Below are 22672 nucleotides of genomic sequence, written 5' to 3'. Positions count from 1 at the left end.
ACGCGACATGCTCAAGCACTGGTGCACCTGCGTCATGCGTTCCAAGGTCGAACCCATGAAGGAGGTCGCCGCCATGGTCCGTCGCCACCTCGAGGGCATCGTCGCCTGGGCCCAGACCCGCCAGACCAACGGCTTCCTCGAAGCGCTCAACGGCCTGTTTCAGTCCGCCAAGCGCCGCGCTCGCGGCTTCACCCGCTTCACCACTATCAGAACCGTCATCTTCCTGATCGCCGGCAAGCTCGACTTCGCAGTGATCAACCCTCATGCCCGGCAACCCACTTGAAATTCAACAGAGCCAAAAAAATTTAACCCTGCTTTCTATTTCTTCCGATGGCACAGAGGCATGGGCCAGATACAAAAGTGGAACAACCAAGAAAAAGAATGGAAATCTAAGTACGGCATCCAGAGATGACGTGCGGGGAAACAGCAGGAACAAGCACCCGAAATAGAGCAAGATGCTCAAAAAAGGCAACAAATTAAGCCATTCTCTCTGCCCCCCCCGAACTGCGGGGACAGCCAGAAATGCGGATAGCATCCATAAGGCACCGAGCGAGAAGGAGTGCAGGAACATGACCCCAAAGCTTGAAAACCCCACCAGGAACACCAAATGCAAATGGATTTTTTCTAGGTAAGAGGCCGCATATCCATCAGCCACACCAGCCAAGACAGCCCTGGAAACCACCTTCTCACTCGACGCCATCGTATCTCTCTTATATGAATCTAAAGCGAACGACATTTATTCGGCAGCCCCCAATCATCAGGCCTCTGGAGGATATGCCAAGCGCAAATGATCCAGTAGCCCGCCGCCTTGGAGCGTAGGCGCCGATTTACACACAGTGTAAGCAAGCAAAGCAAGCTATTGGCCGAAGCGTTTACGAAAGACCTCAGCAGCAGCAGGCTCAGCACGAAGAAGTAAATTAAACGGCCTCCCGTTTTGGCAAAAAACATCAGCTTCGAGCGCTGAAACTCGATCCGGGCCTGGGTGCGAAAGGCATTGGCCGTCTTGCCTTGGGCGTGGATGGCCTTGGCGTCCGGGACATGGCAAATCTCATAGCCCCGGCGCCGCGCCCGCAGGCACCATTCGGTCTCTTCCATGTAAAAGAAAAAGTCCTCGTCCAAGAGCCCCACCTCGGCCAGCACGGCGATGCGCACGGCGAGGCAGGCGCCGATGACGCTCTCCACCGCTACCGGCCGGTCGCTTTCCAGCTTGCCGGAGTAGCGCCGCGGCTGGATGAGCTTCAAAAGGGCCTTGGGCACGATTTCCGTCGTCAGGGTCGGGATGGCCGCCACCGAATTCTGCCGACGCCCGTCGGCATAGAGGAGTTGACCGCCGGCCATGGCCAGCCGGGGCCGCTGGGCGAAGACCCGGGCAAAGGCCGCCAGGGCGCCCGGCTGCAGTTGGGCGTCGTTGTTCAGGAGCAGGGCGAAGTCCGTGCCCACCCGCCGCAGCCCCTGATTCACCGCCCGTGCGAAGCCGGCGTTGCAGGGATTGCGGATCACCACGGCTTGGGGAACTTGGCTCGTCAGCAGCGGGATGGAGTCGTCCCCACTGCCGTTGTCCACCACGATCACCTGCGCCGCGGGCACGCCCTCGGCCAAGGCCGAGCGCACGCAGTCCAGCAGCATGGCGCCGCCGTTGTAGTTGACGATGATTACCGTAAAGCGCTCGCCGGCCACCTGCTCACCTGCCCTTCCATCAAAAGCCGCCGGAAGTCCTCGGCGATCACCGGGGCGCTGAAACGGTCGTTGACGAATTCCCAACCGGCTTGTCCCATGCGCTGGCGGCGCGGCGCGTCCTGGGCCAGCTCCAGCATGGCATCGCGCCATGCTTCCACCGCGCCGGGCGGCAGCAGCAGGCCGCTCGCGCCGGGCAGCAGGGTCTCGGGAATGCCGCCCAACTGGCTGCCCAGCACCGGCACGCCGCAGGCCTGCGCCTCGATGGACACGCGGCCGAAGGTGTCCGATTCGACAGATGGCATGGCCAGCAGGTCCATGGCGGCGTAGAAAGGCCGCACATCCTTGCTCCAGCCGCGGCGGACATGGCGCTCGGCGTGGGGACTGGCGGCCAGGCGCCGGGCGAAGTCCGCCGCCACCGGGCCCTCGCCCACCCACAGGGCCCGGAGCCGGGGCAGGCGGTCCATGGCTTGATCCAAGGCATCTGCGAGGACGAAAATGCCCTTGCCTGGATGCAGGGCGCCGATGAAGCCGGCCAGCACATCGTCCTCGTGCAGCCCGAGCGCCGTGCGGGCCTGCCGGCGCAGGGCGGGATCGGGTCGGAAGTAGGCGAGGTCCAGCGGATTGTAGAGCACATGCAGGTAGTCGGCCGGCACGCCCCGCCCGATGAAACGCTTGCGCATGAAGTCGGAAATGACGATGAAGCGGCCGGCCAGGCGCGGGATGAAATGGTGGGTGGCGGGCTTCATGGGAAAATCCATGTGCTTGAAGAGCGCCAAGGGCACGTCCAGGGCATGGGAGAGGCCGGCCAGCGGCCAGTACTCCTTGCTGAAGCTGCCCACGATCCAATCGGGCCGGAAACGGCGCGCCGCCCGCCAGACGGCGCGGTAGCCGCGCGGGTCGAAGACGTTCTTGAAGACGCCCGGATAGAGGTCCACGCCGCTGCCCTGCAGGCCTTGGGCGATGGGACATCCGGGCCGCGCCACGGCGGCCACCGCATGGCCGGCCGCGCTCATGGCGCGGGCCAGGGTGACGAAGTGGCTTTCGGTGCCACCGCCGCCCTTGTTGGTGCCCACGAACAGCAGTCTCATCCGCGCCGGTCCTCGTAATTGCTCAGGATCTTGAGGGCGAAGAGGTGCGGCAGGTTGTGCCCGCCCACCAGCACCCGCGCCAACCGAAAAAGATCATCGCCGGGCCGCGCCCGCCCGCGCCGGGTGGTGGTGGCGGCGGCGAAGCCGGCCTGCTGCACCGCGTCGATGCTGCGCGCGTCCAGGTCGCCGTAGGGATAGCAGAACTGCGTCACCGGCACACCCAGCACGTCTTCCAGCTCCGCCTTGCTGCCCGCCACCTCGTCGTGCAACTGCGCCGCGCTGCAGGCGGGCAGGTGAGGATGGGTGCGGGTGTGGGCGCCGACCTCCATGCCGGCATCGCGCCAGCGGCGCAGCTGCACCCGGTCCATCAGGGGCTTGCGCACGCCGAGCTCGTCCGCGTCCCAGTCGTTGTGCTGGCCCAGGCGCGCGCTGACCGCGTAGCAGGTGGCGGAGAAGCCATGGCCCTGCAGCACCGGCAGGGCCGCTGCCAGGGTGTCCACGTAGCCGTCGTCGAAGGTGATCACCGCCACCCGCCCCTGCCGCTCGCCGCGCAGGTAAGGCATGGCCGCGCCCATGGACAGGCCGCGATAGCCCAAAAGGCGCAGCAGGCGCATCTGGCGGGCGAAGGCGCCGCGGCGCACGTAGAGGCTGCGCAGGCGCGCGCCGGCCGGCGGCCGGCCGAGATTGTGGTACATCAGGATGGGAACGACGCTCAAGCCCCCCGCTCCGCCGGCTCCAGGTGCACGGTGCGGCGCACCACGTAGCTCTTCTTGCCCTGGGACTCGTAATAAATGCGCGACAGCATCTCGCCCACCAGCCCGGTGCTCAGCCACTGGATGCCGGCGATCACGCCGAGGATGCCGATCAGGAGCATGGGCCGACCACCGATGCTGGCGCCGGTGAAGAGCTTCAGCCCGAAGAGATAGCCCAGGATGAGCAGCCCCAGCACCAGGAAACTGAGTCCCAGCGTGCCGAAAAAGTGCATGGGGCGCTGGTTGAAGCGCATGAAGAACTTGACGAAGAGCAGATCGACGAAGACGCGCGAGGTGCGGGAGATGCCGTACTTGCTCTTGCCCGCCACGCGCGGATGATGCCGCACCGGCACTTCGACGATGCGGTTGGTGTAGGTCTGGGTGGCGAGCCAGGCGGGGATGAAGCGGTGCATCTCGCCGTAGAGGCGGATGGCCTTCAGCACCGAGGCCCGGTAAGCCTTGAGCGTGCAGCCGTAGTCATGCAGGCGCACGCCAGTCAGCCGGCCGATGAGCCAGTTGGCGGCGCGCGAGGGGATCTTGCGCAGCCACAGGCCGTCCTGGCGGTTCTTGCGCCAGCCGGCCACCACGTCCATGTCCTGCTCGCGCAAGGCCTTGACCAGCATGGGCACGTCGCCGGGATCGTTCTGCAGGTCGCCGTCCAGCGTGACGATCACTTCGCCGCGGGCGGCATCGATGCCCGCCTGCATGGCGGCGGTCTGGCCGAAGTTGCGCTGCAGATGGATGACCTTGTAGCGCTCGCCCAGCCGGGCCGCGCCTGCGTCCAGGGCCTCGCCGGTGCCGTCCAGGCTGCCGTCGTCCACCAGGATGACCTCGAAGTCCAGGCCCTGCAGGGCCGCATCGAGGGCGGCGAAGAGCGGCGTGATGTTGTCCAGCTCGTTGTAGATGGGGATGACCAGCGATGTTTCCGGAACGCTCATGGGACTGCCAACTCAGAAATTGGGCTAGCATATAATAGGCGTGGGTCCATGACCAGCATCGAGGACGATCTGGCTGGGGCGCCGCTAGAAGCGGGCGATGCCCAGCGTCATGTGCCGGTCGCCGGCGCCGTGGTATGGCCGGCTGAGATAGTGGATGCGCGGCGCTTGCCGCCGCGCCTGGGCCAGCCGCGGTACCACGTCCCGCAGCACCGCCGGCAGCCCCCGTTCCCGGCTGGCATCCCAGACCAGCAGCACCGGGGATCGCGGCGCCGGCGGCAGGCGCTCCAGTCCGAAGCCGGGCGCCACGATCCGGCTGTCCTGGAAATGCAGCTTCAAGTTGCCGCCCAGGACGTGGCTGTCGGCCACCACCCATCCCCGCGAGAAGCCCTGGGCGCGGATGGCCGCCGCCAGCTCGGGCATGGGCATCTGCAGGCGCGAGTACTTGCCGAGCTGCGGCGCCACCGTCACGCGCGCCGCCATGGCCGTCAAAAGCAGCACCGCCGCCAGCCCCGCCAGGCCCAGACAGCGCCGCAGCCGCGGTGCCGGCACGCCCAGGCGCTCCAGACGCAGAAAGATCCACAGCGGCACGAGCGCCAGGAAGGGCTGAAGCCAGCGGGCATTGACGTGCTGCGCCTTGAGCGCCAGCAGCACGGCAGCCACCAGAACGAGGGAGACGGCGAAGAAGCGCGCCAGCAGCGCTTCCGCCGGCGGTACTGCCGCCGCGCTGCCGGACCGGCCCCGCGCCAGCCAGAGATAGAGCAGCCCCAGCGGCGCCAAGGCGGAGAAGATCGCGTTGCCGAGACTCTTCAGGCCCGCGCCCACGGCGCTCATGTACAGGGGCGTCTCGGTGCTCACCACCTTGCCCACCAGCTCTCCCGACACCGCCTGATAGTGCGGCAGCAGCCAGAGCAGATGCGGCAGGAATATCAGCGCGGCCGGCACCCCGGCCCACGCCAGGCGCGGATGCAGCAGCACCGGCCGGTAGGCCGGCAGACTGAGCGCCGCCAGCAGCAGGGCACCGGCCAGGAACCCGTAATTGTATTTGGTGAGCAGCCCAAGGCCCAGACAGACGCCCAGGGCCAGATAATCGCGGACCCGACCGTGTTCGGCGAGGCGAAAGAACAGCCAGAACGTCCACACCGACAGCGCCATCAACAGCACGGAATGGCTCTGATCGCGCTGGGCTTCCCAGGCGATCTGCGGCACGAAGAGGAGCGAAGCCGCCGCCGCGCCGGCCGTCAGGCGGCTGTTCAGCAGGCGGCGGCCCAGGGCGTACAGGCCCGCGAAGGTGAGGAAGAGCAGCGTGTTCTTCAGGATGGCGATGCCCGCCACCCCGGGACCGAGCAGATGGAAGAGCGCCGTCTGCAGCCAGGTATAGAGGGGCGGCTGCTCATCGTAGCCGAGGCCCGGCGCCTGGTACAGGAGAAGCTGCTCCGCCTCGTCCAGCTCCACGGCGCCGGGCGCCAGCAGGCGGATCAGCGCCTGGACCAGGAAGTACAGGGCCAGCAGCGCCAGGAAGCCGGCACCCGTGGCCAGGAGGTGCGCAACTCCGGGCGGGCGGGTGCCGGCAGCGGCCGCCATCAGCGGAGCGCTCCCCGGCCCGCCGGCACGGCCGGGCCGCCAGGCATGCGCTTGCGCCAGTGGACCCGGGTTTCCCTGTTCAGCATGGACTGACTGCTCCTCTGCTTGGTCTCGTCATCGACGATCGAGGGGAGACGGTCCTCACGACGCCAGGTTCTGGGAGATGCCGCGGGCAGCGCCGGCAACGGCTTCGGCCACCTCGTCCGGATACAGATCTTCCAGGCAGCGATGATGCTTGAGCGGGCACTCGCGCTTGCCGCAGGGGCTGCACTTGAGTCCCTTGGACAAGATCTTGGCATGACGGCCCAGCGGCGGCGTCATCACCGGGCTGCTGGAGCCGAAGAGCCCGATGACGCGGCTGCCCACTGCGCCGGCCACGTGCATCAGGCCCGAATCGTTGCTCACCGTGACCTGCGCCAGGGCCAGCAGGTCCACTGCTTCGAGAAGGCTGGTCTGCCCGCCCAGATCGACCGCCTCGGGTACCGCCGCGGCGATGGCCTGGGTGATCTCGGCATCCTTGGGGCTGCCGAAGACCCACACCGCCCAGCCGGCGGCGATCTGGCGGCGAGCCAGCTCGATGTAGTGGGACACGGGCCAGCGCTTGGCCGGCCCGTACTCCGCGCCGGGCGCCAGGGCCAGCAGCGGCCGGCTGGGCACGCCCAGGCCCAGGCGCTGCAGGGTGGCTTGGCGGGCCTCCGCGTCCACCTGCAGGCGCGGCGCCGGCAACTGGTGCGGCAGCGGCGCCGCGGGCGTCAGCCCAAGGGCCACGAAGCGGTCCACCGTGCGCGGCAGGCGCCGCTTGTCGAGTTGGCGGCGGTCGTTCAGGAGACCGAAGCGCCACTCGCCGCGAAAGCCCGTGCGATGGGGAATTTCGGCCCAGTAGGGGACCAGGGCCGACTTCCAGCTGCTGGGCAGGACGATGGCCCAGTCATGGCCGATCGGCTTGATCTCGCGCGCGAAGGCCCTGCGCAGGTGCAGATCCAGGCGCCCATGGGCCATCTCCAGGGAGAAGCTTTGCCGCACCTCGGCCATGCGCTGGCCCAGGGCCGCGGTCCAGGGCGGCGCGACCAGATCGATGGCCAGGCGCGGATAGCGGCGCCGCAGGACCTGAATCAGCACGTGCGCCATGACCATGTCGCCGACCCAGGCGGGGGCGACGATGAGCACCTGTTGGGGATCGCGGACGTTGATGAGGGTGGAGTCGGGATAGGTGGCGTACGGCATGGGGGTCCGCGGCTGAACAGGAAAACGGGGTCAGGTGGCCTGGCGCGGCGCGAAGCGCGCCAGGCCGGCCCGGATGGCGGGCAAGGCGGCGAGCGCGGCACGTTCGCCCTCCATGACCGCCTCGTTCTTGCGATCGAAGGACACCAGGCCGATCTCGCCCACCTGCGGCCGGATCACCACGTCCGCCTGCTTGAGCTCCTCGGCGGCGATGCGCTTGCCCATGATGCGGGCACTCTGGTTGAGCACCCCCAGGCTGGAGGCGAGCACTTCCGTGTTGTCGGGCGAGATGTCCACGGCGATGACGAAGTTGGCGCCCGCCGCCCGTGCCGCCAGCACGGGCACCGGACTCACCACGCCGCCGTCCACGTACTCATGGCCATTGATGGCGACCGGCCGGAACACGCCGGGAATGCTGGAGGACGCCCGCACCGCCTGGCCCGCGTTGCCGCGGGCGAAGTCCACGCGCCGCCCGCTGCGGGCCTCGGTGGCCACGGCGATGAAGCGGATGGGCAGCGCCTCGATGGGACGGTTCCTGACCTTGGCATTCACGAAATCCTGCAGCTTCTCTCCCTTGACGAAGCCGCGGTCGGGCAGGGACAGATCGAAGACGTCGAACTGCCCCATGTCGAGGACGATGCGCTGCAGGTCGAAGCCCGAATAGCCGGCCGCGTAGAGCGCGCCCACCAGGCTGCCGGCGCTGGTGCCCACTACCAGGTCCGGCTTGATCTGATTGGCCTCCAGGATCTTGATGACGCCGACGTGGGCGAAGCCGCGCGCCGCCCCGCCGCCGAGCACCAGGGCGATGCGCGCCGGCGGCTTGGACACCGCCACCGGAGGCTTTTCGGGGGTGCTGGAGCAGGCGCTGACGAAGAGGGCGAGCAACAGGACCAGGGGGTAGCGCAGAGGCCGGCTCATGATGCTTTCAGGTGCGGAATCCGTGATGTGAATGGCGCCTCGTGGGCGGAAAGCGGCGCAACGGATGACCGACATCGCTCGCACCCTCCTCCAGGAAGTTCGGCAGGGAGACGGCGCCCTCTCACCCTGCCCTCTCCCCGCGGGAGAGGTTTGACCCCTTGCTGCCCACGACCCGAGGCGCGACTAGTGATGCGCCGCCTCCGCCAAGGGGCCGCCCTTGAGGAGGTAGAGGGTGCCGCAGTAGGGACAGCGCGCCTCTCCGGTCTTCTCGATGGGCAGGAAGACCCGCGGGTGGGCGTTCCAGGCGCTCATGCTGGGCAGCGGACAGCGCAGCGGCAGCTCGTCCGGCAGGATCTCGTAATAGCTCTTGTCGCAGCAGGTCACTTTCTCAGCCACTTCTCGTCCTCAAAAGCATCACAGGGGCGCGGCGCGCTGCGCCGGCACGTCGTTCACATAGGTCAGCCACTCGGGGTGCTCCTTGCGCTTGCCGGTCACCTGATCGAAATACAGGGATTGCAGGCGCTGGGTGACGGGCCCGCGGCTGCCGCTGCCGATCACGCGGCCGTCGATCTCGCGGATGGGCGTCACCTCGGCGGCGGTGCCGGTGAAGAAGGCCTCGTCGGCGATGTAGAACTCGTCGCGGGTCAGCTGCTTCTCCACCACGCGGATGCCTAGCTCGCCGGCCAGGCGCATCACCGTGTCGCGGGTGATGCCTTCCAGGGCGGAGGTCAGGGTCGGCGTGTAGAGCACGCCGTCGCGCACCATGAAGATGTTCTCTCCCGAGCCCTCGGCCACGTAGCCCTCGCGATCCAGCAGCAGGGCCTCGTCGTAGCCGGCCGCCGAAGCCTCGCGCTGGGCCAGCATGGAGTTCAGGTAGTTGCCGGTGGCCTTGGCCTTGACCATGTGGATGTTCACGTGGTGGCGGTTGAAGGAACTGACCTTGACCCGGATGCCGCGCTCCAGCGCCTCCTGCCCCAGATAGGCGCCCCAGGGCCAGGCGGCAATGAGCACGTGCGTCTTCAGGCCCTTGGCGGACAGGCCCATGCCCTCGGCGCCGTAGAAGGCCAGCGGACGGATGTAGGCGGACTCCAGGCCGTTGGCACGGATGACCTCGCAGGTGGCGGCATTGATCTCGGCTTCGCCGAAGGGCATGTCCATCTGCAGGATCTTGGCGCTGTTGAAGAGGCGCCGGGTATGCTCCTGCAGGCGGAAGATGGCCGGTCCCGCCGGCGTGTTGTAGGCCCGTTCGCCCTCGAAGACGCCCATGCCGTAATGCAGGCTGTGGGTCAGGCCGTGCACCGTCACTTCGCGCCAGGGCAGCAGCTTGCCGTCAAACCAGATAAAGCCGTCTCGATCAGCCATGGACATGGCGTTTCTCCTGTCAAATTCTCGTGAATCGTGAACAGTGAAGCGTGAGCCGGGCATACGGCCCGGCCTGCCCACGATTCACTGTTCACGTTTCACCGTTCACATCCTGCTCACTGCCCAAACATGCCGCCCAGATCTGGCGCACCCGCTCGCGGTGGGCGGCGACGCGCGACCACAGGGCACGGAACGCGGACGGCAGCAGGCGCTCGATCTCCGCCGCCTCCGCCTCGCCGAAGGCCCCCGGCCGTTCCAGCAGCTGCAGGCGCAGCTCCAAAAAGCGGTAGAAGTGCAGCGCCAAAGCGAGATCCTGGGCGTCCGCCTCGCTCAGAAAGCCGTGCCCGGCCAGGGCCGCGAGGCCGCCGCGCGTGTCCCGGCCCTCCAGCAGGCCGGGATCCGCCGCGCCCCGCAGCAAGCGCCCGTACTGCACCAGGAATTCGATATCCACCAGCCCGCCCGGACTGTGCTTCACATGGAAGACCTCGGTGCCGGGCGCGTGCTCGGCCACCATGCGCGCGCGCATGTCCCGCACGTCGCGGCGCAGCTGCCCGGCATCGCGGGGCTGGCGCAGCACCTCCAGGCGCAGGGCGTCGAAGGCGGCCCGCAGGGCCGGGCTGCCGGCGATGGGACGCGCCCGGGTCAGGGCCTGATGTTCCCAGGTCCAGGCAGTATGGCGCTGATAATCGTCCAGATGGGCAAGGGAAGTCACCAGAGGGCCGGAACGACCGCTGGGGCGCAGACGCATGTCTATGCTATAGAGGGTCCCGGCGGGCGTCAACGTGCTCAGATAGTAAATGATGCGCTGGCCCAGGCGCGCGAAAAAGACCGCGTTGGCCAGCGGCCGGTCGCCGTCGGACTGGCCCTCCAGTTCGCTGTCGTGCAGGAACAGGAGATCCAGGTCCGAGTGATAGCCCATTTCCGCCGAGCCGAGCTTGCCGAAGCCGACGACGCAGAACTGCGCCGCCGCGCCATCCGGCTGCCGGGGAACGCCGTGGCGCTCGGCCAGATCCGCCCAGGCCAGCTCCAGCACGCCATCCAGCAGCACCTCGGCCAGCCGGCTCAGCCCGGCGGTGACCTCCTCCACCGGAAAGCGGCCGATGAGGTCGGCCCGGGCCAGGCGGAACACCTCGGTCCGCTTGAAATGGCGCAAACGGTCCATGCGCCCTTCGGCATCGGGCTCGGCCGCCAGCTCGGCGGCCAAGTCGCGCCGCAGGCGCTCCCGGTCGCGGCCGAGCAGCAGTTCGCGCTCGTCCAGCACTTCGTCCAGCAAGGTCGGATAGCGGGTCAGCTCGCTGCTCACCCACGGGCTCAGCAGCAAGAGGCGCGCCAGGCGCGACAGGGCCAGCGGATTCTCCACCAGCAGGGCGAGATAGGCGCTGCGCCCGGCCACCGCCTCGATCAGGCGCAGGAAGCGCAGCAGCAGGACGTCCGGCTGCGGCGAGCGCGCGCAGACGCCGAGCACCAAGGGCATCAGCTGGTCCAGCCGCGCGCGGCCCTGGGCGGTCAGGCGCCGGCTCACCAGGTTGCTGCGGCCGAAGCCGCTCAGCAATTGCCAGCTCGCCGCCGCGTCGGTGAAGCCCAGATGAAGCAGCTGGCCGGCGGCGGCCTCGTCGTGGTCGTCGTCCATGCCGGCCCACAGCCACAGATCGCGGGCGGCGGTGTCCTGCTGCTGTACTTCGGCCTGAGGCGCGGCGAAGGCCAGGTCGAAGTGCTGCTCCACCTGCTCCCGGTACCGCTTCAGCGCCCGCTCCAGGGCCTCCCAGTCGGCGCAGCCCATGGCCAAGGCCAGGCGCTCGCGCTCCAGCGCCGCGGCGGGCAGCATCTGGGTCTGGTTGTCGTTCACCATCTGCAGCCGATGCTCCAGGTCGCGCAGGAAGAGATAAGCCCGGCGCAGCACCTCGGCATCGTGGACCGGCAGGAAGCCGCGTGCCGCCAACGCCTCCAGCACCGCCAGGGTGTTGCGCTGGCGCAGGGCGGGCACCTGGCCGCCGCGGATCAGTTGGAAGGCCTGCACGATGAACTCCACCTCGCGGATGCCGCCCGGCCCGAGCTTGATGTTGTCCCGCATGTCCTTGCGCCGCACCTCGGCATCGATGAGGGTCTTGAGCTCGCGCAGGGCGGCGAAGGCGGTGAAGTCCAGATAGCGGCGATAGACGAAGGGCTGCAGGGTCTTGAGCAGCTCCGCGCCGAAGGCGAGGTCGCCCGCCACCGGCCGCGCCTTGATGAGGGCGTAGCGCTCCCAGTCGCGGCCGTGCACCTGGTAGTAGTGCTCCATGCCCTCCGCCGACACGGCCAGCGGCCCCGAGTCGCCGAAGGGGCGCAGGCGCATGTCCACCCGGAAGACGAAACCGTCGGCGGTGCGCTCGTTGAGGGCCTGGATCAGCTGCCGGCCCAGGCGGGTGAAGAATTCGCCGTTGTCGAGGCTGCGCGGGCCGTCGGTCTCGCCGGCCGCGCCGTAAGCGAAGATGAGATCGATGTCCGAGGACAGGTTCAATTCGGCGCCGCCCAGCTTGCCCATGCCCAGCACCACGAAGGGCACCTCCCCGCCCTGGGCGTCGCGCGGCCGGCCGAAGCGGGCGTGCAGCTCGGCCTGCAGGAAATCCAGCGCCGCCTGCAGGCAGGTCTCGGCCAGGCGGCTCAAGGCCGCCACCGTGCGCGGATAGGCGTCCGCCTCGTTCAGATCGCGCCAGATGATCTCCACCATGTGGCGGTGCCGGAACCAGCGCAGGGCGCGCTGCAGGCCGGCCAAATCCGCCACGTCCGCCAGCTCGGGCCGCGCCGGCGCCGGCTCGCCGCGCAGCAGGGCCGGCAGCCAGTCGGGGTGGCGCTGCAGCTGCTCGCGCGCGTAGGGGCTGACGCAAAGCACCCGGGCCCAGGCCTGCCAGGCGGCCGGGGGCAGCGCCTGCAGCCAGGTCCGGGTTGGGGCGTCCTGCGCGTCCAGGCACGCCTGCATGGCCTGCGCCACCGCCCCGCCCTCCACGGGCAGCGGCGCACAGACCGCGGCCACCTGCCGCGCCAATGCTTCCGTCAACGGATCATCCATGTCTTCCCCCGGCTTTCGCTTGGCTCTTCATCCGTCTGGGTTTATAGTTAACGGTACCTATCTTAGCAGTAATTGGCCCTGATTCCGCTTTGCGAGCTCCATCCCTACTCCTCCACCTCCAACGCCATCTCCGTGCCCTGATCCGCTGGAGCCTGGCGCTGGGTGTCCTGGCCATCATCCTCGCCGGCATTCTCATCTACTTCGGCAGCGCCGAGCTGGGGCGCCTGCGGCCGCACATGGAGGTCCGCATGACCGAGATGCTGGGCCAGCCGGTGCGCATCGGCACCATGGAATCCCACTGGCGCGTCGGGCCGTGGATGCGACTGAAAGACGTGCGCGTGGGCGACCCGCAACAGCCGCAGATCCTGCTGCCGCAGCTGGATGTGGAACTGCATCCCCTGCCGCTGCTGTGGGGACGCTTCGCCGTGCGCCACCTGCGCCTGGAGCGGCCCTATCTCGCGGTGGAGCGCCTGGCGGACGGCCGCCTGAAGGTGGGCGGCAAGGTGCTGGGCGGCGCCGGCGATGCCCTGTCCGTCACCCTGGACCACGCCGACATGGATATCCGCAACGGCATCCTGGACTGGCAGGACGCGCGCCATCCCGGTCTCGGCCGCCTGCGCCTGCAGCAGCTCAACGTGCAGGTCCAGAGCCGTTTCCGCCAGCACGTCCAGGGCAGCGTCACCCTGCCCCGGCAATTGGGCAGCGAGATCCGCATCCAGGCGGCGGCCCGGCATCTCTTTTCCGACCCGCTCGACTCGCGCGGCGAAGCCACCGTCACCATCCGCAATCTGCACACGGACCTGCTGGCGGGCTACTTCGCCGAAGCCCTGCCCTTCACCATCGGCGGCACCGTCTCCGGCACCTTGAGCGGCGCCTGGCGCGAGGCGCACCTGACCCGCCTGCACGGGCCTTTGCGGGTGGACCGGCCGGCGCTCGCGTGGCCAACCTACTACCACCAGCCGCTGCATGCTGACTCCCTGGCCCTGCAGCTGGACTGGCGCAGCCAGTCCAACCAGGGCCGCCTGCGGCTGGATGACGTGCGGCTGGCCCGGCCGGGCGAGCGCTGGCGCCCCTTCAACGTGGTGCTGCACAGCAGCCTGGGCGACGCCCCCACCCGCATCGCCCTCAAGGTGGACCGCATGGAGATCGGCCCCACCCTGCACCTGCTGCCGCCCAAGCTGCTGCCGCCGGCCTGGCAGCGCTATCTGGCGGAAGCGCGGCCGCAGGGCCTGGTGGAAGACTTCCAGCTGATCTGGCAGGAGGGCTCGGCAAAGCAGGCCGAGCACTTCGCGGTGAGCAACCGCTTTACCCGCCTGCACACCCATCCCGTGGACAAGTCGCCCGGCTTTCGCAATCTGAGCGGCGAGATCCGGCTGGTGAACCAGGACGGCGCGCTGCGCCTGGACAGCCAAGATGTGCTGCTGGATTGGCCCTACGCCTTCCGCCAGACCATCCCCATCCAGCGCCTGCGCAGCGAGGCGAGCTGGCAGTGGACCGGCGAGCGTCTCACGGTCAGGCTGCCCCATTTCCAGCTGCAGGGCGATCTCAATGCCGAGGGGCATGCCCACATCGTGCAGACGCCGGGACAGCGTCCCTACCTGGCGCTGGATGCCCGGGCGCACAGTGTCTCGGCCGCCCACGCGCCCCGCTATTATCCCTACCGGATCATGCATCCGGCGCTGCTGCACTGGCTCGACAACGCCCTGCTGCAGGGCCGCATCGATCAGGCGCGGGTGCAGCTGCGCGGTCCGCTGAGCAAATTCCCCTTCGCCAATCCCAAGGACGGCGAGTTCCGCGTGACCAGCCACGTCAGCGACGTGACCCTGCGCTATGATCCCAAGTGGCCGGTCGCCACGCGGCTGAGCGGCCGCATGGATTTCGCGCGCCAGGGCTTTGCCCTGCGGGCCGAGCGCGGCGCCATCTTCGATGCGCCCATCCGCCGCCTGAACGCCCGCATCCCCGATCTCCTGAGCCACAACCCCCAGCTCCACATCGACGGCCTGATCGACACCAGCTTCAACACCGGCCTGCGCTTCCTGCGCGCCTCCCCCATCCTGCGCGACACCGCCCTCGGGCACGCCAAGATCAGCGCCGCCGGCATGAGCCCCCTGGCCCTGAAGCTGCGCATCGGCCTCGGGCACCAGGGGGGCACGGCGGTGGACGGCCGCCTGGATCTGCGCCAGGTGGATCTGCTGTGGGACAACTGGCGGGTGGAGCAGATCAGCGGCCCGCTGTACTTCACCCGCCACGAGATTCATACCCCCGGCCTGGAAGGCCAGTGGCTGGGCGGCCCGACCCGGGTGCAGCTGGCGGTCGACACCCTGGAGCACCACCCGCAGGTCCGCATCCTGGCCCACGGTCAGGCCACGCCGGCAGCATTGAAAGCGCAGCTCGGCCAAGCCTGGCTCGACCACATCGAAGGCGGGATTCCCTACCTGCTCGGCGTGCGCCTGCAGGACGAGCACGGCAGCTACGCCCTGCAAAGTCCGCTGCAGGGGGTGGCGATCCGCTTGCCCGAACCGCTCGCCAAGGCCCCGGAAACGACCCTGCCCCTGCAGGCGCAGGGCGACTTCATCCTCAACCGGGAGTTGGGCATCCGCGCCACCCTCGGCCAGCGGCACGCGGCCCAGCTGCTGCTGGCCAACGGCACGGGCGGCTGGATGCCGACGCGCGGCGCTTGGCAGTTGGGCAGCGACAGCGTGCCGGCCTTGCCCGCCGACGGCTTCCGCCTGCAGGGCCGGGGCGACGTGCTGCCCTTGTCCGCCTGGCTGGCCCTGCTCGGCGGGGGCGAAGGCGGCGCCGGCGACTGGCCGCGGATCGACGTGGACATGAGCTGGCGCACGGTCCAGGCCCTGGACCGCGACTGGCGTGAACTCGCGGTCCAGGGCAGCGTGACGCAAGACCGCCAATTGACCCTGCGCCTGGACGGCCCGGCCGTGCAGGGCGAAATCCGCTACGCTCATCCGCGCGGGCAGAGCGAGCGTTTGGCGGCAGACTTCGCGCGCCTGCACGTGCCGGCGCCGCAGCCGCGCCCCGCCGCGCCGGTGGCGGTCGCCCTGACTGCCCCCGCCAAGCCGGAGGACGGCCCGCTGACGCCGGCAGCGGCCGCCACGCCGCTGCGCCTCGAAGCCAACATTCGCGACCTGCGCTGGGATGACTACCAGATCGACCAGCTCGCCTTCACCGCCGAGCGCCGCCCCGGCCTGTGGCAATTGCCGCAGATCCGCATCCGCGAGGAGGACGCCCGCTTCGACGGCGACGGCACCTGGTCCGGCCCGGGGCGCGGACAGACGCAGATCCAGGGCCGCTTCGAGGCGCAGAACGTGGCCAACACCCTGCGCAAGTTGGCCTTCAACAGCGGCCTGAGCCAAGGGCAGGCGCAGCTGGACGGCCAGCTGAGCTGGCCCGGCTGGCCGCTGGACTTCGATCCCGCCCGGCTGGACGGCCGCATCGCCCTGCAGTTGGAGGAGGGGCGCTTCACCGAGGTCAGCCCGGTGGTGAAGATCCTCAGCCTGATGAACGTCACCAGCATGTTCCGGCGCGTCTTCACCATGGATTTCCGCGATCTCACCGGCAAGGGGCTGTTCTTCCAGCACTTGGGCGGCCAACTGGTCCTCGATGACGGCGTGGCCCGCACCGATGATCTGGAACTCAAGAGCAGCGCCGTGCGCGTGCTGGCCGAGGGCGACATCGACCTGCGCAGCCGGCTCTTGGACCTGCAGATGCACGTGCATCCGCTGCAGACGGTGGATCTGCTCCTGGGCCGCTTTCCCATCCTCGGCCCCGCCCTCTTCGGCAAGGACGGCTCGGTGGTGGACCTGCACTACCAAGCCAGCGGTCCTTGGCAGAACCCCACGATTGCGCCTATTTCCCGTTCCAGGAGGACAAGCCAGCCATGACCCGCGTTGCCGCCGTCCAGATGGTGTCCAGCCACGAGCTCGAAGCCAACCTCGCCCGCGCCGGCCAACTCCTGCAGGAAGCCGCCGCCAGCGGCGCGGCCCTGGCCGTGCTGCCCGAAAACTTCGCCTTCATGGGCCAGAAGGAAACGGACAAGCTGGCCGTCGCCGAGCCGGCGGGACAGGGCCCCATCCAGGAATGGCTGGCGCGCCAGGCGCGGGAACTGGGCCTGTGGCTGGTGGGCGGCAGCATCCCCCTGCAGGATCCGGACAGCCCGCTGCCCGTGTCCGCCTGCCTGGTCTTCGATGCCGAGGGCCGGCAACAGGCCCGCTACGACAAGCTCCACCTCTTCGACGTGGACCTGCCCGGCGGCGAGTCCTACCGCGAATCCAACACCCTGACGCCCGGCCGCGCGCCGGTAACGGTGGATACCCCCTTCGGACGCCTGGGCCTGGCCATCTGCTACGACCTGCGCTTTCCCGAGCTCTTCCGCCACTACGCCGAGGCCGGCGCGGAGATTCTCACCATCCCCAGCGCCTTCACCCGCACCACCGGCCAAGCCCACTGGGACGTGCTGGTGCGCGCCCGCGCCATCGAAAACCTGGCCTACGTGATCGCTCCCAACCAAGGCGGCCAGCACAGCAACGGCCGCGCCACCTTCGGCGCCAGCCAGGTGGTCGATCCGTGGGGCCAGGTCATGGGTCGGCTGCAAAACGGCAGCGGCGTGGTGTTGGCCGATCTCGATCCCGCGCTGATGCAGCAGCACCGCAGCGCCCTGCCCGCCCTGCGCCACCGGCGCCTGTAACCCGCCATGCGTCGGCGCCTCGTCCTTGCCCTGTCCGGCTTGCTGCTGCTGACCGGCTGCGCCCATCCCGGCCGCGCGCCCGAGGGGCAGCTCGTCAGCGAGACCGGCACCGTCCGCCACATCGACCTCGCCGGCGGCTTCTACGGCATCCTCGGCGACAGCGGCAAGCACTACGACCCGGTCAATCTCGACCCCGCCTTCCGCCAGGACGGCCTGCGCATCCGCTTCACCGGCAAGCCGCTGCAGGGCGTGCTCACCATGCGCATGTGGGGCCGCCCGATCGAACTCACCGAGATCCAGCGGATCACGCCCGCCGCCAGGTGACCAGCAGCACGCCGGCGATCACCAGCCCGGCGCCCGTCGCCTGCGCTGGCATCAGGTGCTCGCCCAGCGTCAGATAGCCCAGGAAGATGGTGGCCACCGGCCCCACCGCGCCGAGCAGCGCCGCCTGCTCGGCGCCGATGCGGCGGATGCCTTCGGCCATGAGGAAGGACGGCAGCACCGTGCTCACCAGCGCCATCGCCAGACCGAGACCGTAGACCTCCCGCGGCAGGACCAGGGCCGACCATGGGTGCGTCACGGCGAAGTGCAAAAGCACGGCAGCGCAGGCGACGGTCATGGCGTAGGCGGTGAAGCGCAGCGGCCCAACGCGGCGGATGGTCCGCCCGCTGCCGATAAGATACAAGGCGTAGGCGAGCGCGCTGGCAAAGACCAGCGCCGCCCCCAAAGGCGCGCGCGCGCCCGCCCAATCCGCCGCCCCATGCACGGCCAGCAGGATGCCGCCATAACTGAGCGCCAAGGCCGCCAGCTCGCGCCGGCGGATGCGCCGGCCGAGAAAGAGCGCGGACAAGACCAGCACCAGGGTCGGGTAGAGAAAGAGGATCAAGCGCTCCAGCCCGGCCGAAACGTACTGCAGCCCGAGGAAATCCAGCAGACTGGCCAAGTAGTAGCCCAGCAAGCCCAAGGCCAGCACCTCCAGCCAGTCGCGGCGGCCCAGGGCCGGCACCGTCGTATCGCGCCCGGCCCAGGCGGCCGCCGCCAGGAAAAACGGCAGGGACATTGCCATGCGCAAGGACAGCAGCGTGGCGGCGTCCACCGGGTAGCGGTAAGCCAGCTTGATGAGCACCGCCTTGGCCGAAAAGGCCACCGCCGCAAGCAGGACGAGCGCGGCGCCGATAGGGGAGCGCCCGCTTCCCCCGCCGTGGCTGCAGCCTTCCGGCGCGGCGCGGGAGGAGGGTTCACCACGGCCGGTTGCCGCGCCACTTGCAGGAGCGGGCTTGCTCGCGATCGCCGCAGCCGCGCCGCTCCCGCCACGCCGCATGCGGGCCACGAGCGCGCTCAGGAGACGGGTGCTTTTGTTCTGGTCTGCCATGGAATCCTCATGGATGAAGCGGATCCACCGCAGACGCATGCGCAAGCGCGGCGGATCCGCGCTTGCCGAAAGACTTGTTCAGAAAAAGTCAGGACACGAGCGCGCGGGCCAGGAAACGGAGTCCTAGCCAGCGGCGCCAGCAATGAAGGGCATTTTGAGTTTGGGCGGTCATTTTTTTAAGATACTCCAATGTCCTTTATCCTGTCACGCCATGCGGACCCGCCGATCCCGAAGTCCTCGTGGCCGCGGGCGGCGGCGCTCGCCCTGGGCCTGCATGCCGGACTGGCCGTGCTGCTGACCCGGGTGGGCGGTGTCCCCGTCACGCCTCCGCTGCCGGCGCCGGTGCTGCAGGCGCGGCTGTTGACCCTGGCGCCATCCGCGCCCATGCTCCCGGCCGCCCGGCCGTCGCCCCCGACCGAACCCGAAGCCGCGCCAAGCATGTCGCCAGCACGGCCGACAGCGGCTCCGCAACAGGCCGCGAGATCTGCGCGCCCCGCACCCGCGCGACCGGGCCCGCCCCCCGAGTCACCGGTAGCGGAAAGCGCACGCCCCCCCGCTGCCACGTTCCAGGCAAGTGCCGCACCCGAGGCGGCACCGCCGACCGGCGCCGCGGCCGCGGCAGACACCCCCGCCACTGTCCCGGCGACCGCCAGCCTGACGCCCGCCACCCAGCCGCCGGCTGCCGGCGCCGCCGAGGCGCCAAGCCTGCAACTCCCCTCCTTCGATGCCGCCTACCTGGACAATCCGCCGCCGGACTACCCGCTGGCGGCCCGCCGCCTGGGCCTGCAGGGCGCCGTCATCCTGCGCGTGCTGGTCAGCCCCGCCGGCCTGCCCGCCGAAATCAAGCTGGCCCAAAGCTCCCAAAGCCCGCTCCTGGACGACGCCGCCCTGCGCGCCGTACGCCGCTGGCGCTTCGTGCCCGGCCGGCGCGGCGACACGCCGGTGGCTGCCTGGGTGGAGGTGCCGATCCGCTTTCGCTTGAACGACGCCTGAGTGCGCCGGGACAGGTTCCACGGGCGAGCCCTCCGCGCCGACGGGATGCGCCTTGCATCCAAGCCATTCTGAAGCGATGTTGCCGGCCTGTACGAAAAACATGCTTGTTGTACCTTTACCGATCCCGCCCCGCATCACACGCCTCCTCCTCGCTCGGCCGCGAAGTGGATGCCTCCCTCACTTCGATTCAGGAGCATTACTCGGGATGGGAGAGCAAAGACATGAACTCCTCATACTTCCCGCTGGCGGTGAGCGGCAATGCATTTTCCCGAATCTGCCACGCCCATCGATAGGTATGGCCCAGAGCTTCCGTCAGCATCCCTTGCAGCATTCGTAGCTGCCGCGCAGAGGGCGACGACCGGCACACCAGATTCACGGTGATGGCATCGTAGGCGGTTTGCAGCAGTTGATACTGACGCAAATCCGGGATGACCTGCCGAAAGCGATGGGGCTCCAGTGCTGGCCAGAACTGCTTGCCATCAGGGCTGAACGCCATGTTCCGGGTCCTGCCCTTGATGGAGCGCAGGGTTGGCAGCCCCCGCCCGCATGAACACGCCGGGCCGCGCTCGGCCCAGTCGCGCAGCGCGTAGCGAATCAGGGGCATGGCGAAGTTGTGCAGATCGGTCACGACCACCTGGCCGACTTCGCCTTCGCGGCAAGGCTGGCCGCGCTCGTCAAGCACCTCCACCAGCAGATGCTCGGACTGCAGGTGCAACAAGCCGCTGTCCGGGCATTGCAGACCGATGACGCCGACCTCCTGGGCACTGTACAGGTCGGTCAGCGGCACACCCAGCGCAGCCTGGCATTCCTGGCGCAATGCCGAAGTGACCGTCCCGCTGATCATCCGCACTTCCCGCAATCGCGGCAGCATTATGTCCTTCCGGCCCATGCGAGCCATCAATGCGCTCAAATTGGGCGGGTAGGTCAGCAAGATTTCGGGATTGACGGACTGCAGCCAACGCAATTGCGTGTCGACATCGGTCGAAATCGGCAAGTGCCACGCCGGCCCGCTGCGAAACACACCACCGCCCCATCGGCCCGGCCTGGCCGGATCCACCGCGCGGCCAAATTGGCGAATGATGGCCATCGTCCCCGAGAAGTCGCGCCGCTGCCAGAGATGATCGCGCAGCGTCGCCGCCTCCCAGAACAACTGCGTCAGCTGAGTGCGCCGCACCGTGACGGGCTCCCCAGTGGAACCGCCGGTCGTGATATCGAAGGTTTTTCCATGGGCCTGAGGGTACCTGTCGGCCAGCAGGGCATCGAAATGCAGCTGCAGGTCATGACGTGTCAGCAACGGGATTGCATCCCATGCCGTCGCATCGGCTGGCAAGCGATCCCGGTAATAGCGGCAGTGGCGACGCGCATGCGCCAGGAGTTCGCGCAGCTGCATCGATTGCCGTTCGCGCAAGGCAGTCTCGGGCAACCATTGGCTGCTCTCCATCTGGAGCAGCAAGGCCAGGATGGCCGCTTGGCGTGTGCCGGGCATCGGGGGCCAGAGGACGCCTGGAACGCTACCCGGCAGCAAATCGGAGAGCTGCGGATGAGATTTTTGATCAGACATCGCAGAGCAGAGCTGTCGGTTTCTCGCCGGCAAGGCTTCGCGCACATGCCGGGGCCGGCGCTTCGTTGAGCGGCGTGTGCTGCACGCTCATCGCTCCCGCCCCGCATCATGCCAAGCCTTTTGCACTGGCGAGAGCAGATACTCGACAACCGAGCGGTCGCCCAGCAGAATTTCGGCCGTCGTTTGCATGCCGACCGCCAGCGGGTATCGGCGGCCTTCCATCTCCAGTGCGCTGGCACTCATCGCGACGAGCGCCTTGTAGCGCAGCGGCCGCTGCCCCGGCGCCGCCAAGCCGGCGTCGCGCGCCTCCTCCTCATTTTGCGCATCAGCGCTCACATGCTCGACGGTACCCTGTCCCATGCCGTATTTCTGAAAGGGATAGGCCGCAAACTTCAGCTTGACGGTCTGCCCGCGACGCACGAAGCCGATGTCTTCGTTGGATACCCAGACCTCGGCCTTGAGCCGCTCCTGCTGCGGCACCAGGCTCGCCAGGACGGTACCGGGCTGCACCACGGTACCCGCCGTATGGGTGGCCAGATCCTTGATGACGCCATCCTGCGGGGCCTTGAGTTCCATGAGGGCGCGGCGGTGCCGCTGCTTTGCCAGTTCCTGGGTCAGCTTGTCGAACTGTGCCTGCGTTTCGTTGCGCTCGGCGTGAAGCTGGCGCAGATAGTCCGCTTCGATTTGCCGCAGCTTCTTGTGCGACTGTTCGATGCTGGCCTGGGCCGAGGCAATCAGATGCTCCTGGGTGGCCAGCTCCTGCTCCTTCTCGATGCGCTCGCGCCGTTTTTCGCTTACCGCCAACTGCCCGGCGAACTCCTTCTCCGCCAGTTGCTCGAAGGCTTTCTCCTGCTTGCGGTAATAAGGCAGCACGGCTTCCAGGCGCGTCTTTTGCTGACGGGCCGCGGCTGATTCCTGCTGCGCCTTGGCCAGGCGGCTGCGCTCTTCCGCCAAGGCGGCGGCAAGCGCAGCACGGTTGGCTTGGTACTGCGCCGCCACTTCGCGCACGAGCGCCGCGGGATCGCTGGCTTCCGGTATGAAAGGTTGCCCGGCGAGTTCAGCGTCGATACGCCTGAGCGACAGCCGCTTGCGGTTGTGTTCGGCGGCGACAGCCTCCAGGTCGGCCTCCGTGCTCAAGGCATCCATGCGCATCAGAGTTTGCCCCGCGCGCACCCGGTCGCCCTCGCGCACCAGGATTTCCTTGACGATTCCGGCCTCCGACGGCTGCACGATCTTGAGATAGCTGGCGGGCACCAGCTTGCCGTCGGCCACGGCCACGATGTCCAGCCGCCCGAGCACGGCCCACCCCAGGAGAAAGGCGAGCAATATCAGCAGCGCCCACAGCACGCGCCTTCCTACGGGGTTGGGCGCGCTATGCTGCAGGCGGATGAGCGGCGGATGAAAGGCCCGGTAATCGGTCGTGGCGTGCTGCGCAAAAGACTTCAATGAAGGCATGCCGGT

At 68.6% G+C, this 22672-nt stretch carries 19 protein-coding genes; 5 read left to right on the top strand and 14 right to left on the bottom strand.

What is annotated here, in order from left to right:
* Positions 1 to 283: transposase (locus tag G579_RS0108620; RefSeq protein ID WP_028989862.1), on the top strand; the 283-nt coding region annotated here is incomplete at its 5' end.
* Positions 284 to 286: 3 nt separating this feature from the next.
* On the opposite strand, the gene G579_RS19020 is transcribed toward G579_RS0108620, so the two are convergent.
* From G579_RS19020 to glnE, 11 genes are all read right to left on the bottom strand, one after another.
* Positions 287 to 700 (bottom strand): hypothetical protein, encoded by a 414-nt coding sequence (locus G579_RS19020; RefSeq protein ID WP_155989786.1) that lies wholly within the window; start codon positions 698 to 700, stop codon positions 287 to 289.
* A 20-nt stretch (positions 701 to 720) separates the two neighbouring features.
* Positions 721 to 1677, bottom strand: coding sequence for a glycosyltransferase family 2 protein (locus G579_RS0108615; protein WP_028989861.1), 957 nt, complete (start codon positions 1675 to 1677; stop codon positions 721 to 723).
* Positions 1653 to 2765, bottom strand: a complete 1113-nt coding sequence (locus tag G579_RS0108610; protein WP_028989860.1) for a glycosyltransferase family 4 protein — start codon at positions 2763 to 2765, stop codon at positions 1653 to 1655. Before G579_RS0108610 ends, G579_RS0108615 begins: the two co-directional genes overlap by 25 nt.
* Complete coding sequence (locus G579_RS0108605; protein ID WP_028989859.1) at positions 2762 to 3481, bottom strand: polysaccharide deacetylase family protein; 720 nt, start codon at positions 3479 to 3481, stop codon at positions 2762 to 2764. Before G579_RS0108605 ends, G579_RS0108610 begins: the two co-directional genes overlap by 4 nt.
* Complete coding sequence (locus G579_RS0108600) at positions 3478 to 4455, bottom strand: glycosyltransferase family 2 protein (protein WP_028989858.1); 978 nt, start codon at positions 4453 to 4455, stop codon at positions 3478 to 3480. The genes G579_RS0108605 and G579_RS0108600 overlap by 4 nt, the downstream gene beginning before the upstream one ends.
* Before the next feature lie 84 nt (positions 4456 to 4539).
* A complete protein-coding gene (locus tag G579_RS16710) occupies positions 4540 to 6036 on the bottom strand; it encodes an ArnT family glycosyltransferase (RefSeq protein ID WP_038019039.1) in 1497 nt (498 codons plus the stop codon).
* A gap of 141 nt (positions 6037 to 6177) precedes the next feature.
* Positions 6178 to 7260 carry a lipopolysaccharide heptosyltransferase II gene (waaF, locus tag G579_RS16705; RefSeq protein ID WP_051181241.1) on the bottom strand — a complete coding sequence of 361 codons (1083 nt, stop codon included), beginning with the start codon at positions 7258 to 7260 and terminating at the stop codon, positions 6178 to 6180.
* 30 nt (positions 7261 to 7290) lie between these two features.
* The gene (locus tag G579_RS0108585) at positions 7291 to 8175 is read right to left on the bottom strand and encodes a patatin-like phospholipase family protein (RefSeq protein ID WP_038019079.1); all 885 of its coding nucleotides are present in this window, start codon (positions 8173 to 8175) and stop codon (positions 7291 to 7293) included.
* 183 nt (positions 8176 to 8358) lie between these two features.
* Positions 8359 to 8571, bottom strand: a complete 213-nt coding sequence (locus G579_RS19510; RefSeq protein ID WP_038019036.1) for a zinc-finger domain-containing protein — start codon at positions 8569 to 8571, stop codon at positions 8359 to 8361.
* 18 nt (positions 8572 to 8589) lie between these two features.
* Positions 8590 to 9537 (bottom strand): branched-chain amino acid transaminase, encoded by a 948-nt coding sequence (locus tag G579_RS0108575; protein WP_269137057.1) that lies wholly within the window; start codon positions 9535 to 9537, stop codon positions 8590 to 8592.
* Between the two features lie 91 nt (positions 9538 to 9628).
* Positions 9629 to 12583 (bottom strand): bifunctional [glutamate--ammonia ligase]-adenylyl-L-tyrosine phosphorylase/[glutamate--ammonia-ligase] adenylyltransferase, encoded by a 2955-nt coding sequence (gene glnE / locus G579_RS16700; protein ID WP_051181237.1) that lies wholly within the window; start codon positions 12581 to 12583, stop codon positions 9629 to 9631.
* 89 nt (positions 12584 to 12672) lie between these two features.
* Between glnE and G579_RS0108565 the strand changes: the two genes are divergently transcribed.
* From G579_RS0108565 to G579_RS16695, 3 genes are read left to right on the top strand one after another with little or no spacing between them, the layout of a single operon-like run.
* Entirely contained in the window at positions 12673 to 16482 is a 3810-nt protein-coding gene (locus G579_RS0108565) for a YhdP family protein (protein WP_028989854.1), read from the top strand.
* Positions 16479 to 17285 carry a carbon-nitrogen hydrolase family protein gene (locus G579_RS0108560; protein WP_028989853.1) on the top strand — a complete coding sequence of 269 codons (807 nt, stop codon included), beginning with the start codon at positions 16479 to 16481 and terminating at the stop codon, positions 17283 to 17285. Before G579_RS0108565 ends, G579_RS0108560 begins: the two co-directional genes overlap by 4 nt.
* Positions 17286 to 17291: 6 nt before the next feature.
* Positions 17292 to 17609, top strand: coding sequence for a hypothetical protein (locus G579_RS16695; protein WP_051181233.1), 318 nt, complete (start codon positions 17292 to 17294; stop codon positions 17607 to 17609).
* Here the strand turns inward: G579_RS16695 and G579_RS0108550 are convergent.
* The gene (locus G579_RS0108550; protein WP_211218694.1) at positions 17590 to 18657 is read right to left on the bottom strand and encodes a DMT family transporter; all 1068 of its coding nucleotides are present in this window, start codon (positions 18655 to 18657) and stop codon (positions 17590 to 17592) included. The genes G579_RS16695 and G579_RS0108550 overlap by 20 nt on opposite strands.
* Positions 18658 to 18846: 189 nt before the next feature.
* Between G579_RS0108550 and G579_RS16690 the strand changes: the two genes are divergently transcribed.
* Positions 18847 to 19650, top strand: coding sequence for an energy transducer TonB (locus G579_RS16690; protein ID WP_051181230.1), 804 nt, complete (start codon positions 18847 to 18849; stop codon positions 19648 to 19650).
* A 196-nt stretch (positions 19651 to 19846) separates the two neighbouring features.
* Here G579_RS16690 and G579_RS0108540 read toward each other — a convergent pair whose 3' ends face one another.
* Both G579_RS0108540 and G579_RS0108535 read right to left on the bottom strand, forming a co-directional pair.
* Positions 19847 to 21136 carry a phenylacetate--CoA ligase family protein gene (locus G579_RS0108540; protein WP_028989851.1) on the bottom strand — a complete coding sequence of 430 codons (1290 nt, stop codon included), beginning with the start codon at positions 21134 to 21136 and terminating at the stop codon, positions 19847 to 19849.
* Between the two features lie 162 nt (positions 21137 to 21298).
* Complete coding sequence (locus G579_RS0108535) at positions 21299 to 22666, bottom strand: HlyD family type I secretion periplasmic adaptor subunit (protein WP_028989850.1); 1368 nt, start codon at positions 22664 to 22666, stop codon at positions 21299 to 21301.
* Between the last annotated feature and the right edge of the window lie 6 nt (positions 22667 to 22672).

The sequence above is a fragment of the Thermithiobacillus tepidarius DSM 3134 genome (assembly GCF_000423825.1).
Taxonomy (GTDB): Bacteria; Pseudomonadota; Gammaproteobacteria; order Acidithiobacillales; family Thermithiobacillaceae; genus Thermithiobacillus; species Thermithiobacillus tepidarius.
This window is presented reverse-complemented; position numbering and strand designations above follow the sequence as displayed.

What these genes read in the sequence shown, in the direction of transcription:
- G579_RS16695 (WP_051181233.1), top strand. Translation starts at nt 17,292, where the DNA reads ATGCGTCGGCGCCTCGTCCTTGCCCTGTCCGGCTTGCTGCTGCTGACC.
- G579_RS0108560 (WP_028989853.1), top strand. Translation starts at nt 16,479, where the DNA reads ATGACCCGCGTTGCCGCCGTCCAGATGGTGTCCAGCCACGAGCTCGAA.
- G579_RS0108575 (WP_269137057.1), bottom strand. Translation starts at nt 9,537, where the DNA reads ATGGCTGATCGAGACGGCTTTATCTGGTTTGACGGCAAGCTGCTGCCC.
- G579_RS0108600 (WP_028989858.1), bottom strand. Translation starts at nt 4,455, where the DNA reads ATGAGCGTTCCGGAAACATCGCTGGTCATCCCCATCTACAACGAGCTG.
- G579_RS0108550 (WP_211218694.1), bottom strand. Translation starts at nt 18,657, where the DNA reads ATGGCAGACCAGAACAAAAGCACCCGTCTCCTGAGCGCGCTCGTGGCC.
- G579_RS0108585 (WP_038019079.1), bottom strand. Translation starts at nt 8,175, where the DNA reads ATGAGCCGGCCTCTGCGCTACCCCCTGGTCCTGTTGCTCGCCCTCTTC.
- G579_RS0108610 (WP_028989860.1), bottom strand. Translation starts at nt 2,765, where the DNA reads ATGAGACTGCTGTTCGTGGGCACCAACAAGGGCGGCGGTGGCACCGAA.
- glnE (WP_051181237.1), bottom strand. Translation starts at nt 12,583, where the DNA reads ATGGATGATCCGTTGACGGAAGCATTGGCGCGGCAGGTGGCCGCGGTC.
- G579_RS16710 (WP_038019039.1), bottom strand. Translation starts at nt 6,036, where the DNA reads ATGGCGGCCGCTGCCGGCACCCGCCCGCCCGGAGTTGCGCACCTCCTG.
- G579_RS19020 (WP_155989786.1), bottom strand. Translation starts at nt 700, where the DNA reads ATGGCGTCGAGTGAGAAGGTGGTTTCCAGGGCTGTCTTGGCTGGTGTG.
- waaF (WP_051181241.1), bottom strand. Translation starts at nt 7,260, where the DNA reads ATGCCGTACGCCACCTATCCCGACTCCACCCTCATCAACGTCCGCGAT.
- G579_RS16690 (WP_051181230.1), top strand. Translation starts at nt 18,847, where the DNA reads ATGTCCTTTATCCTGTCACGCCATGCGGACCCGCCGATCCCGAAGTCC.
- G579_RS0108540 (WP_028989851.1), bottom strand. Translation starts at nt 21,136, where the DNA reads ATGCCCGGCACACGCCAAGCGGCCATCCTGGCCTTGCTGCTCCAGATG.
- G579_RS0108535 (WP_028989850.1), bottom strand. Translation starts at nt 22,666, where the DNA reads ATGCCTTCATTGAAGTCTTTTGCGCAGCACGCCACGACCGATTACCGG.